A 12,474-nucleotide genomic window follows, 5' to 3' on the forward strand; every position below is an offset into this window, starting at 1 on the left:
AACTGCGCCAACGGGTCGTTGAATGGCGCGTCCGAACGTGCCATGCGTCCGAGCAATTTTGCGTCGAGCGCAAGATCCCACCGGAGCAATTCCGTGCGCCAGAACAGGGAACACTTGGGATTCTTCACCGGGTCAGCGGCCAACTCATAGATGACCGAGTTCGTTGCACGCATGGTCTCGGTCAACACGGCGTAGGGACGCCGCTGGGGATCGATGACGCCGAAGTTGCAGTCTTCGGCGTAGCCTTCCCACTCCTTCTTCAGATCGTCATCGGGGTACTTGTACCACGACACGCCCAAGTGCGTCGGGATCGATGCGACTGCCGACACGTAGGAAAGATACCCGACGGCACGTTCGGCCTGAGTCTTTACCGTCGGCAATGCGCCCATCGTATTGGGATGCAGCGTATCTCCACCTCGGAACGACACTTCCGTGGTGATTGTCGGACGGCCCGTTGCGGCGGCAATTGCTGGAAGGATGGTGAAAACCTGCGTCAGCACTCGATCCGGGAGCATGTTGTAGAGGTTCATGCTGATTACGTCGCAATACGTGCCCAATGCCTTGAGAATTGCAGGGTGTGGCAATGGCGCGTTGATCATTCGCGTACCCAAATTCATATGGTTCGGATCGACGGCGCGTGCTGCCTTGGCCGCGATGCCGAAACCACGTTCTGCGACTGCGGCAATCCACACGTCTTTCAAACCGGGGATAGAGGGCGCATCGCCTTCGACGTTCATCAAGTCTTCAATCTTGGTAACGTTGAATGCCTTCCAGTCTTGCGCCAAGGCATCGGGCTTGCCGGCATAGTAAGTGCGTGCGATTTCGATGAAAGCCGCGCGGGCGGGTGCGTCCTTGGCGGTGTGCGTAACCGCTTCATACCAGCCGTCCATCGAAATCTCATTCACCATGAAGTATCCGAGGAGCTTCGGATCATCCTTGATGGGTCCCAGTACGCGCTTAGCCTGCTCTTCGCACATCTTCGGCCACTCAGGAGCGAATACGTCTGGGAACGACACCCAAGGTGGAAGGCCAGCCATGCGTCCAACCGGCAGTTCCGGCAGGCCGTCCATGCGGAAGAAGTTCACGTTTACTTCATACGGCAGGCCACACGACTTTTCGCCGGAATTGAAGCCCCAGGATTTCAGGCGCGGGATGTCTTCGGGACGGTCTGTCCAACCCAACTGTAGCCAGTAGAAAGCGTTTCCTTCCGGAGTGACGAACCACTTACGTCCCCCCAATTCCTCCACGTGGAAGAACCCTGTCTTTTGACCCTTCAGCCCCGTCCAACCGCCGTACTCGTCCAAGTCACCGCGGACTGGGATCCCCATCGGTAGGTCCGGCGCGATCACCGCAGGACTCATGTCGGTTGGTGCAGGTGTGTCATCGGCGGCAATCGCTGCCACTACCACAGTCATCATGACAAGCGGATACAGGGCGAGCAGCCGGGCGCGCGTTCGTCCGATCGAAAGTCTAGGAATTGCAGTTTGCATGGGCATAATCTCCATCGGTCCCCCCTCAAGCATTACGCGCTGCATCTACACAACACGCGGGGCCATCCTAGCACGGAAGGCAGTCTTGACGCACGGTCAACTTTAAGTCCAGTAAAAGGGACTAGCCAAACTGCGGTTAATGCTGTATACTCCTTTCAGCACAAGGCTGTATGTGCTGTCCTAGGTCCAAGTGGTTGGTAGTTTTTGGAGGCGTCCCCATCCTATGAGCGCCCCTCAACGTGCGCCCATTGATTTGGCATATGCTCATGTATCGCATGGGCAGGTCTATGTCATTCCCAACCGCTGCAAAGGGTGCAAATTCTGCATTGAGTTCTGCCCCAAGCACGTCCTGGATTATTCCGAGGAAATCAACGAAAAAGGCTATCACTTCCCGGTAGTAGCGAAAGGCAAAGAAGCCGAATGCATTCACTGCCGGTTCTGCGATTTGGTGTGCCCAGAGTTGGCCATATTTACGCGCGAGATTGAAGCCACGCCCGCGATCCTCGGAGACAATAGTGCCTAGCAAAACCACACCTACCCTCAAAAGCGAGTCAGACATAGAAAGCCGGCGAGTGCTCACAGGAGAGCACTTCATGGTGGGAGACCACGCCTGCGCGGAAGGCGCCTTGGCGGCAGGTCTCGATTTCTACGCGGGTTACCCAATCACGCCCTCCACAGAGGTTATGGAACATCTGGCGGACCGCCTTCCACGAGTGGGCAGCAAGTTCGTGCAGATGGAAGACGAAATCGCCAGCATCGCAGCAATTATTGGCGCTTCGGCGGCAGGGGCGCGCTCGATGACGGCCACGTCTGGGCCGGGCTTTAGCCTCATGATGGAGAACATCGGACTGGCCGCAATGATGGAGGTGCCGGTTGTCATCGTTGACGTCATGAGAGCCTCCCCCTCGACCGGATTGCCCACGTCCGTTGGACAAGCGGATGTCTTGCAGGTGCGTTGGGGATCCCACGGCGACTATGGAATCGCTGCATATGCGCCTTGCTCTCCCCAAGAGTGCTTCGACCTGACGATAGCGGCCTTCAATACGGCGAACCGGTACCGAATCCCCACCTTCGTCATGATGGACGAGATTGTCGGCCATATGACCGAACGCGTCGTGATACCAGATGAAGCGGATTTGCCGCGCATGGGACGCCCGCGCCCCGAGACCGCGCCCGGCGAAGCGCCGTTTTTGCCTTACGGACTAACCGAAGGTCTTGTCCCTCCAATGGCCCATGCGGGCGAAGGGTACAAAGTCCACATGACGGGCCTGACGCACGACGAACGCGGGTACCCGCTCTTGAATGCCGCGGCGCATGAGAAGTTGGTTCGCCGCCTTGTCGACAAAGTCAGACTCAACGCTGACGAGATTCTTCGGTATGAAGAAATTATGGTCGACGATGCCGATACCGTTGTAGTTGCATTCGGTTGTACGGCGCGCTCAGCGCGCCGCGCTGTGGCATTGGCGCGTGCAGACGGAATTAAAGCCGGTTTGCTTCGCCCGGTCACGCTCTGGCCATTCCCGGAGAACCGTGTGCGTCGCTTACTGCAATTGGGAAACGTAAAGAAGTTTGTCGTGCCTGAAATCAACTTGGGACAGATTTGTAGAGAGGTCGAGCGATTGACCGCTTTACCGGTGCTGCGAATTAACCGTGCTGGCGGCGCCATGATTACCCCCGAGATCATTGTGGAGGGAATTGTCGGATGAGTGTTGCCGCTGTTCAGAAGGAAGTTCATGTCAATGCCCATCCCTCCGACCAGCTTATGCGCGCGGAGAGGCTTCCCCATATTCTATGTCCGGGGTGCGGGATCGGCTCGGTGATTCACTGTTACGTGGATGCTGTTGCCGCCTCCGGCATTCCGGTTAATCGTCACGTGTGTGTTTCGGGGATCGGATGCAGCGGGCGCGCGGCGGGTTACGTCAACGTTGATTCGTATCACACGACACACGGACGTAGTGTGCCGTTTGCATTGGGCATTGCGGTCTATAACCCTGAATTGCACGTTACGGTCATCAGCGGTGATGGAGACCTGACGTCGATCGGCGGGAACCATTTCATCCATGCCGCGCGCCGCAGCGTCTCTCTGCTGGTACTGTGCATAAACAACTTCAATTACGGTATGACGGGCGGCCAAGCCGGTCCAACCACGCCCCTCAGTGCCCTTTCCAGCACAACTCCGTTTGGATGTTGGGAACGTCCGTTCAATCTCCCCCACCTTGCGCATGCTGTAGGCGCGTCTTACGTGGCGCGTTGGACGGTCCTGCATGTGCGCCAACTCCGCAATTCGATCTTGCGCGGCATGCAGAAAGAGGGGTTCCGGTTTATCGAAATCCTTTCGCCGTGTCCGACGGGTTTTGGCCGTCCGAACGATATCGGAGACGGTCTTATGGAGATGCAGAATTACCTTCGACGTTGCGAAGTGCGTAATGAGCCGCATTTGCACGATATCGACATCGATTTGACGCATGCCGACAGCCCCATCATCGTCGGAGACTTTGTTGACATCGACCGTCCGTCATTCCGCCCGATCATCTCAGGTCCCGTGCCAGAGACGCGGCCCGCGGAAGCGTGGGCTATGGTGAAGGCGACGCAAATCAAAGAGGAACCGAATGGGAAATAACGGGAAGCCTTGCAAGAGCGTCACTGAGGTCCGCATCAGCGGATACGGTGGCCAGGGCGTGGTGCTAGCTGGGCTGCTTCTGGGCAAGGCGGCGGCCTTGCACGACGGCAAGTGTGCGGTATTCACGCAGTCCTACGGACCAGAAGCTCGCGGCGGGGCTTCGTGCGCGGATGTAGTGGTTGCAGATGATCCGATCGATTACCCGCTCGTGTCCCGAGCGGACATTCTGGTGACGCTCTTTCAAGAGGCCTATGTGAGGTTTCGTCCTACGCTTAAGCCCGAAGGTACGCTGATTCTCGAGTCCGATCTTGTGCATCCGCACGAATCCATTGGTCGATACTACCCGATTCGAGCAACAAAGATGGCAGAAGACCTCGGCAGGAAAGTCGTGGCCAATGTAATCACGCTGGGCTTTCTGGTGGGGCTCACAGGCGTTGTTTCACGTGAGGCGGCGGAGGCCGCCATTCGCGATACGGTAAAGCCCAAGACGATCGATTTGAATCTGCGCGCGTTCGATGCGGGTTTTGCCTTGGCGGAAAAGGGAGCTTAGTGCCATGGATCGGGCTGTGCTGGTAATTGGAGCAGGCATGGCCGGCCTGCGCGCCGCGCTGGACCTCGCCAAGAACGGGGTACACGTGGTGCTTGTCGATCAGGAACCGGTTATTGGCGGCGTGATGGCTGCCCGGCTCGCCGACAAATCGGAGACTTTCGATTTCGCGCATGCCACGGAACTTCCGCGCGTTGATGAAGTGGCCAAGAACCCCAAGATTGAAGTTTTGACTCTTACGCACGTCGATCGTGTGCTGGGAGAGCCCGGGGCTTTTGAAGTGTCGTTGACCAAGAGAGCCCGCATGGTTAACGACAAGTGCACGCGATGCAACCGGTGTCATGCGGTCTGTCCCGTGGTAGTCCCGAATCAGTTCTACTCGGGTCTGAGTCATCGGAAGGCAATCTACACGCCTTTCTTCGAGGCCTATCCGTCCAATTATGTCATCGATCTCAATAGTTGTTTGAACAAGCCGCCGAATTACCTGCCGTGCGCGCGTTGCGCCGAAGCGTGTGAAGACCACGCCATCCAATTCAGCATGCCTCTCGAAGAGAAGCTGACGCGCACGGTCAGCGCGGTTATTCTCGCCTCCGGCTTTCGCATGGGGGAACCGGAACCATTGCAGCGGCACGGGTATGGAACGCATCCCGATATTCTCACATCGATGGAGCTTGAGCGCCTCATCACGCCAGGCGGGCCAACCGGCGGTTTTGCGGAAAAGCCTTCCAACAACGGTTCTCCCGATAGAGTGCTCTTCGTTATGACCGACGCGTCTCCCTTTTCGACCTCGTGCGCCGCGGCGCAGTGCGATCGATTGACGCAGCAAGGCGTGAACGCGATAACCGTGCTGCATCCCAAGGTGACGTCCCGCGGAGAGTCGTTTCGCGATTTCTGGATGCGCGTTGCACATCGAAAAGTAACTCTCGCTGACGGCGAACTGGAGCGAATCAGTCCTAGTGACGACGGCACGTTTCGCGTACGCTATAAGTTGACCGGAGACCTGATGAGCGCCGCGCAAGACTTCGATCTCGTGGTGTTCACGACACCCGTTCTGCCTCCGGATTCGTTGCCCAAGACCGCAGAGGCACTTGGAATCGAACTTGATGTGGACGGATTCGTTAAGCAAGGCAATCGCGATTGGGGCCCCAATGCCACGACGCGTCTAGGCGTCTACGTGGCGGGATGCGTATCGCGTCCCAAGGACATCCGTGACAGCATTGCGGAGAGCAAATCCGCTGCCGTGTGCGCGATGCGCCACGTCGAGCGTTCGGTCTTCGATCAGGAAGAACTGCTGGGCACGGTGCAGCACAGCGGCGTCATGATCAACGGACGCTGGCTTACCGAGGAGGAATTGCGCCAACGCGTGGAAGGATTCCTGTCCCAGATCATGGGCGTGCAATCACAGGAGCGCCAATAGTCGCGATCTTACGGCAGACGGCGCCCAATTAGATTCAAGAATTCCATGCGGGTTGCCTCCTCGTCGTGAAAGCTTCCCAGCACTGAAGAAGTCGTCATGATCGAGTTCTGCTTCTCCACGCCACGCATCATCATGCACATGTGCCGGCATTCGAGAACCACCCCAACGCCCTCGGCTTTGGTTACGTCCATGATGGTCCGCGCGATTTCAGCAGTGAGTCGCTCCTGAATCTGCAGCCGTCTGGCGTGGTAGTCGACGATTCTGGAGAGTTTACTTAACCCGAGTACCTTCTTCCGCGCGATGTAGCCGATATGACAGTATCCGAAGAACGGCAGAATGTGGTGTTCGCAGAGGCTATAGAGTTCGATGTCGCGCGAGATGATCATGTTGTTCGCGGGCGATTCGAATACGGCGTCGTTGATCGTCTTTCGCAGACTCTCGCGATATCCCGCCGTGAGATCCTTGTAGGCCAACGCCACTCGCTGAGGCGTCTTTCGAAGTCCTTCTCGATCGGGGTCTTCGCCAATTTCAACGAGAAGTTCGCGGATCAGTTCTTCAACACGTTTGATATTCATAGCAACAACCTCGCTCTCAACAAATCGGTGAACCGTGTATCGGCTACCATGCCGGTCTCAGGCAGAACGGCCACAATATCGGCCAGTGCTTCTCCCGTGTCCGGAAGGACAGTCTCAGGACGCAATTCGTAAATGGGAAGGGCCAGAAACGGACGCTCGCGGATGTCGGGATCGGGAACGCGCAGACCGGGCTCCTGCACGATTTCTTCGCCGAACAGGGCGATATCGAGGTCGATGGAGCGTGGGGCAAATTTGTCAGTCGTTCGTTCTCGGCCCAATTCGGATTCGATATGGCGCAATACTTCGAACTTTAGCCATCGGGGCGAGCCTTCCGTTTCCAAGAGGCAGACCCCGTTGAGGAAGGCGGGCTGTTCCGGGCGGCCCAATGGCGCGGTGCGATAGAAGGTGGAGACTGCTTCCAGATCCACGAAGTCACGGAGAAGCGTCATCGCTTGAGGGATGTTCAGTTCAGGTTCAATATTCGACCCGACGGATACGATAGCTTCTGTACGTTTATTCGGCTTATCCACGCTTCCGCTCCCGGTGGATCTCGACGGCAACACTTCGCGCAAAGCGCAGCGCGCCCGGTTTGTCGATGGCCACGGTCACCGCTTCCACTTTGGAATTTTCAAGACACACTTCGGCCACGCGCTGCGCCAAGCGCTCCACAAGGAAGAAACTCGACTGTTCGACCAACCCCAATATGGCCTGCTTTGTCGCTTTGTAGTCGACCGTATCCTCTATACGATCACTGGTACATGCTGCATCAAGGTCGACGTACATGGTGATGTTGATGATGACGTCCTGCTTGTTGATACGCTCGTCGTCATTAATACCGACAATGCAGCGGCACATGAGGTCGCGTATATGGATCTTGTCGCGAGCTTGATTATCCATACATGTTTCCTCGCAGGTTGCGTCCTCCGTCAACGTATATCACTTGACCGGTAACAAAATCGCTCTTCAACAAAAATAACGCGGCTTCAACAATATCTTCGACGTTGCCGTGCGTGTTCAGCGGATTGCTGTGCGCCAGCGACGTCAGGTAACTCTCGTCCTTGCCTTCCGGAGGAAGTATCAGGCCTGGCGCAATTCCGTTGACGCGCAGTTGCGGGGCGAATTCCATGGCCATCATTCGAGTCAGCGAATACATCATGCGCTTGCTCAGGTGATACGCGGCGTGCTTTCGGTCGTAGTCGGCAATCATGGCGTCCAGAAAATTCAGTACGCTCCCACGCCGTCCACTCGCCTTCAATTCACGTACGATTAGAAGCGGAGCCAAAGCGTGAACATCGACATTGGCATAGAGGTCTTCGGGCTCGAATGTCGCCAACGACGATTCCGGAAATACCGACGCGTTGTTGACGACAATCGATATGGGGCCAACCAGAGACTCCGCTTTGGCGTACAGCGCTTTGGCTTGGTCCAACTCCGCAAGATTGGCCTGAAGGCAGCTCGCGGTCACTCCGGTTTCACGCAGTTCCTTGACCAAGGACTCTGCATCGCTCCTCGAAGCACCGTAGTGCACCGCGACATTGACCCCTTCGCGGCCCAATGCCAACGACACGGCACGTCCGATTCGGCGGGAAGCGCCGGTGACTAGCGCGCTTTTTCCTTTTAGAGTCTCCACAACGGTCTATTATATGCCCTTTATCGCCGATCGAGTACCAGTCCGTACAAAGTCCTTCCACGCGAGGGGCAACACTGCCACCCCGCAAAGCATTCCCTTTACGTCCGAGAGGGAAAGCTAACGAGGCCGCGGTCTCGACTATGCTGTCCGCGGCCTCGTAGAAGGTCCAGAGGTCTTTACACTAGGCTTGAGGCGATGCAGCCGGTTCCTCTTTGGGTGCATCCGCGGGAGGCTCGGCAGGTGCATCTGAAGGCTTCTCACCTTCCTCGGGAGCAGCCTGGGGTTGCTCTTCGGCAGGTGGCTCTTCCGCCTTCTCCGGCGCCTGCTTTGCGACTTCTGCAACATCGGCGGTCGTCACGATGATACCCATCGTGTTGCCCTGACCGGCCCCGTTCATCATCCCGAAGAATCCACCACCGTCGTCGTCACCACCCTTGATCTGGCGGACTACCATGAAGCCGATGACCGACCCGTCCAGAGAGAATACGGGCGACCCCATTCCCGTGCTGGTAGGATCGTTACCCGGCACGTAGAACGTTCTGGGTTTCGAGACGATCGACTCGACGCGTTCGATGGCAACCGCGTATTCGCGGCCGGCGACGCGACCCAACCGCGTGACCGTGATCACGGGATCGAGAATGGAGGGCGTGGAACTCTTGGAGAGATCCAGAAACTTCATGGGCTGTGCCACTTTATCTTTGGGGCGAATGAACCCCAAGTCGAGATCCTTGTCGCGCAGAACCACTTGCCCTGGGATTTCGGTCCCGTCTCTGAAAAGAAGCTTCAAGTCCGTCACCTGGCTGCTAATCTTGAACCCTTCATCGTCGCGCCCCATGGATTCCATCATGGTCTGGAGCATCTGCGAAGGATCGAGAGCGCTTAGAGCCACGACCGTCAATCCCGAGGGGTCAATGATGGTGCCGCTGATCTCGGACTTGCTCTCGTTATCCTGAGACATGCCCTGCATCGCGAACTGCTGCTTGATGACCAACCGCACCGTCACGACGTTATCGCGGTTTGCTTCAAGAATGGCGCGTCCCTTATCGGCAAGTTCATCGGCTCCCGCTGGCATCGCAAATCCAGCACATATCATCGCGCACAGCAGCGGAATCGACCACACTAAACGAGGCATCGTCTACTCCTTTCCCGCGCCAGGCGCGGCATCCCACTTGGGTTCAATTTCGACAAACGCGCGATGGATACCCCGCTCGACAAAGAACACCACCGAGCCAGGGCGCTTCTGCGCCACTTCTTTCATTCGAGCTTCCAACGTCGGAATGTCCGGCGTAGGCACGCCATCAACGGACACAATCAAATCGTCGACGTTCATCCCGCCGACTGAGGCCCAACCGCCAGACTCGACCTTTGTAACAAGCACGCCGGTCTTGTCCAGAGCCCACTTCTCCTTGACTTTATCCAGGAACGTGATATCGCGAGCGGTAAATTCAAACTGAATGTCCGCATAGGTCTTCATCTCGCGTTCCACTTGCGGCGCTGCAGGCAACTCCACAGAGACCTTCACTTCTTGCCCATCCCGCAGAATGCTGAATTCGGCGGTTGTACCAATCTTGTACTGACGGATCAGCACTGACAACTCTTCTTCGTCGTCGGGTGTATTCGCCGCTTCGAGCGGTTCTCCATCTACGGCGTAGATTAGATCCCCAACCTTGAGCCCCGCCGTCTCAGCGACAGTGCCCGGGTACACTTGCGTGATGCGGAAACCCTTGAGATCGGGCTTGTTCAGTTGATTTGCGATGTCTCGCGTGATGACTTGTGTATTGACAGGTAGCCACGCCTTGGTAACTTCGCGGCCGGGCGCGGGAGGCTCCTTGATACCGACTTTGACGGAGGTCATCATCTTGGCCTGCCGACGTTCGTACTCCACCAGCGTCGCCACAGGCTCAGTTTGGCCTTCCACAATCTTTGCCGTAAGTTCTCTGAGTTGGTCGACGTTCTTGAGCGGCGTCGTGCCGACAACAGTCAGAATATCGCCATCGCGCACCGCGGGTTTCGCATCCCCGGTCGGCCCGCCCGGCCTCACGCTCGTGATCAGCACGCCGTCCTTGATGTCGCGCATCAGTTCGCGCGCCTTCACAAACGAAATATTGCGGGCCGTGATCCCCCACTCCTTAATCTCTACTTCTGTTGGGTCGACGCGCTCGCGCTCGATAGGCGTGACCGTGAGTTTCGTCTCTTCCTTGCCCCGGAGTACGACCGCTTCCGCGGGCGTGCCGATAGGCAATTCTGATACCAACAGGTTCAATAGAGGCACTTGCTCCTCGAAGCGGACATTGATCTCGTTGCCCGCAAGGCGAAGAAGCAAATCTCCGGGCTGGAACCCGGCTTGGGCCGCGGGCGAATCGGCGATAGCGCCTTGGATCAGCACACCACGATGGTCCGTGGTGCTGCGTAGCTGGGGCTGTACTTCAAGTCCGATCCATGCCCGCTTGACGCTGCCACGCGCGATAATCTGCTTGGCGATTTCCTTGGCAAGGTTCCCGGGAATCGCGCCACCCAGTCCAATCGAGATTTCGTTGATACCGATGATCTGGCCGCGAATGTTCACCAAGGGGCCACCCGAGTTGCCGGGAAAAATCTCGGCATCGTGGCCAATCCAGCGCACCAAGGAACCCACGTCCTCTCCGTCGAGCGTGAGCGATCCCCAGCGGCGGCTCGGCATGATCAGTTCCGTATTGCTGATGATACCGGAGGTTACGGACTGTGATAGAGAAAGCGGGCTTCCCATAGCCAGGACAAGATCACCTACCCGCACCTGGGAGGAGTCGCCAAATTCCGCGGTCGGAAAGATACGGCCGCTCTCGGTCTTGAGCTTAAGAATGGCGATATCGCCCAAGGGGTCCGTACCGACCAAGTCGGCCTCGATGACCTCCTTGGTCGCAAGGGTGCAGAAGATGCGGCTTGCGTGCCCGGCCACGTGATGGTTCGTGATGACATGGCCGTCGTCCGTGATGATGGCGCCGCTTCCAAATGCCTCGTATTTCTGTTCGCGCCCTTCGCCGTAGTCTGTCCACACGACGGCAATCCGCACCAGAGCCGGTTTAACCTTGGCGATGGCGACGTCTACCGCCGCACGCGCACTCGAATCCTGGGCGTGAACCGCCGGTACGGCCAATAGGACGGAAAGTGCTACGGCCACGGCAGCGAGAATCGGTATTCCTAGAGACAACCGAGACTTCATTGAGGGTTCCTCTTGAGTGATGGTTTCATGGGAGAGTTCCTACGTTCACCTGAAGGGGCGACCTTGGACGGTCCCAAGATGCGGATATCCCTTTCTTGGGCCTCAGGTTCCTTCACACGCATGTTCCGCAGCTCTCGCATTCCACCGGATTATGGTTGGAGTAGATCACCAAGTCAAGTAATGTCACTTCCTTACCCTTACGATGGTATAATCGCTCGACAACAAGGGAGGCGAAATGGCTAAGATTCTCGTGGCAGACGACGACATGGCATCGTTGGACGTGATGGCGCTGGCGCTCAGTGCGGAGGGACACCAAGTCCTTTGCGCAACGAACGGCCAAGAAGCCTACGAACTCACCCTCTCGGATCAACCTGACCTGGTCCTGTTGGATATCATGATGCCCATCTACAGCGGCTACGAAGTCTGCGAGCTGCTTCGCAATGATACGTCCGTGCCTCCCGAACTTCCGGTGGTCTTCCTTACGTCGATGGACGCCGACAAGCGAATGATGGAGAAAGTGGGCGCGACCGATCACCTGCCCAAACGGCATATGGTCGTGGAACTTCGCGACCTCATCATTAAACACCTCGGCGAGAAGGCCAATCCGCAGAACACGGAAGGCTGATCCGCGTCTGCTGCCACACGTGATGGCTGATTGGTTCGACCGCAATCACCTATACTGAGGTCGCTCAGTATGAGGACAAGCTCCAATCTGACTGGGGCATGCCGGGGGGCAATTCTCTGCGAGACTATGCGATAAGGAGTTGGATCTATGTCGTTGTGGGGCGGAATCGAAGCGGGTGGAACGAAATTCGTCTGTGCGGTGGGCACGGGTCCGGATGACGTACGGGACGAAGTACGTTTCCCCACCTCGTCACCCGATGAGTGTATTCGCCGGTCCATTGAGTTCTTTCAGGCCATGCAAAAGTCTCACGGATCGCTGAAGAGCGTTGGTATCGCGTCGTTCGGACCGGTTGACCCGAACCCTGGGTCTCC

General features: G+C 57.3%; 14 protein-coding genes. 7 read left to right on the top strand and 7 right to left on the bottom strand.

The window, feature by feature from the left end; genetic code table 11:
* The coding region (locus K1Y02_20690; protein MBX7258792.1) for a hypothetical protein at positions 1-1,490 on the bottom strand (1,490 nt) is incomplete at its 3' end.
* A gap of 223 nt (positions 1,491-1,713) precedes the next feature.
* Between K1Y02_20690 and K1Y02_20695 the strand changes: the two genes are divergently transcribed.
* The 5 genes from K1Y02_20695 (at position 1,714) to K1Y02_20715 (ending at position 6,074) form a co-directional block, all read left to right on the top strand.
* On the top strand, positions 1,714-2,013 hold the full coding sequence (locus tag K1Y02_20695) for a 4Fe-4S dicluster domain-containing protein (GenBank protein ID MBX7258793.1): 300 nt from the start codon (positions 1,714-1,716) through the stop codon (positions 2,011-2,013).
* Positions 2,014-2,083: 70 nt separating this feature from the next.
* The gene (locus K1Y02_20700) at positions 2,084-3,196 is read left to right on the top strand and encodes a 2-oxoacid:acceptor oxidoreductase subunit alpha (protein ID MBX7258794.1); all 1,113 of its coding nucleotides are present in this window, start codon (positions 2,084-2,086) and stop codon (positions 3,194-3,196) included.
* Positions 3,193-4,110, top strand: a complete 918-nt coding sequence (locus tag K1Y02_20705; GenBank protein MBX7258795.1) for a 2-oxoacid:ferredoxin oxidoreductase subunit beta — start codon at positions 3,193-3,195, stop codon at positions 4,108-4,110. Before K1Y02_20700 ends, K1Y02_20705 begins: the two co-directional genes overlap by 4 nt.
* Positions 4,100-4,660: a 2-oxoacid:acceptor oxidoreductase family protein gene (locus K1Y02_20710; protein ID MBX7258796.1), complete on the top strand. Its 561-nt coding sequence runs from the start codon at positions 4,100-4,102 to the stop codon at positions 4,658-4,660. The genes K1Y02_20705 and K1Y02_20710 overlap by 11 nt, the downstream gene beginning before the upstream one ends.
* A gap of 4 nt (positions 4,661-4,664) precedes the next feature.
* Complete coding sequence (locus K1Y02_20715) at positions 4,665-6,074, top strand: FAD-dependent oxidoreductase (GenBank protein ID MBX7258797.1); 1,410 nt, start codon at positions 4,665-4,667, stop codon at positions 6,072-6,074.
* Positions 6,075-6,082: 8 nt separating this feature from the next.
* On the opposite strand, the gene folE is transcribed toward K1Y02_20715, so the two are convergent.
* From folE to K1Y02_20745, 6 genes are all read right to left on the bottom strand, one after another.
* Positions 6,083-6,649 (bottom strand): GTP cyclohydrolase I FolE, encoded by a 567-nt coding sequence (folE, locus tag K1Y02_20720; protein MBX7258798.1) that lies wholly within the window; start codon positions 6,647-6,649, stop codon positions 6,083-6,085.
* Positions 6,646-7,179 (bottom strand): 2-amino-4-hydroxy-6-hydroxymethyldihydropteridine diphosphokinase, encoded by a 534-nt coding sequence (gene folK, locus K1Y02_20725; protein ID MBX7258799.1) that lies wholly within the window; start codon positions 7,177-7,179, stop codon positions 6,646-6,648. Before folK ends, folE begins: the two co-directional genes overlap by 4 nt.
* On the bottom strand, positions 7,172-7,546 hold the full coding sequence (folB, locus tag K1Y02_20730) for a dihydroneopterin aldolase (protein MBX7258800.1): 375 nt from the start codon (positions 7,544-7,546) through the stop codon (positions 7,172-7,174). Before folB ends, folK begins: the two co-directional genes overlap by 8 nt.
* Positions 7,539-8,216, bottom strand: coding sequence for an SDR family oxidoreductase (locus K1Y02_20735; GenBank protein ID MBX7258801.1), 678 nt, complete (start codon positions 8,214-8,216; stop codon positions 7,539-7,541). Before K1Y02_20735 ends, folB begins: the two co-directional genes overlap by 8 nt.
* A gap of 244 nt (positions 8,217-8,460) precedes the next feature.
* Positions 8,461-9,411 carry a serine protease gene (locus K1Y02_20740; protein MBX7258802.1) on the bottom strand — a complete coding sequence of 317 codons (951 nt, stop codon included), beginning with the start codon at positions 9,409-9,411 and terminating at the stop codon, positions 8,461-8,463.
* A 3-nt stretch (positions 9,412-9,414) separates the two neighbouring features.
* Positions 9,415-11,478, bottom strand: coding sequence for a PDZ domain-containing protein (locus tag K1Y02_20745; GenBank protein MBX7258803.1), 2,064 nt, complete (start codon positions 11,476-11,478; stop codon positions 9,415-9,417).
* Positions 11,479-11,713: 235 nt separating this feature from the next.
* On the opposite strand from K1Y02_20745, the gene K1Y02_20750 reads away from it, so the two are divergent.
* Positions 11,714-12,103: a response regulator gene (locus K1Y02_20750; GenBank protein MBX7258804.1), complete on the top strand. Its 390-nt coding sequence runs from the start codon at positions 11,714-11,716 to the stop codon at positions 12,101-12,103.
* A gap of 147 nt (positions 12,104-12,250) precedes the next feature.
* The coding region (locus K1Y02_20755) for an ROK family protein (GenBank protein ID MBX7258805.1) at positions 12,251-12,474 on the top strand (224 nt) is incomplete at its 3' end.

Source organism: Candidatus Hydrogenedentota bacterium (assembly GCA_019695095.1).
Lineage (GTDB): Bacteria > Hydrogenedentota > Hydrogenedentia > Hydrogenedentales > SLHB01 > JAIBAQ01.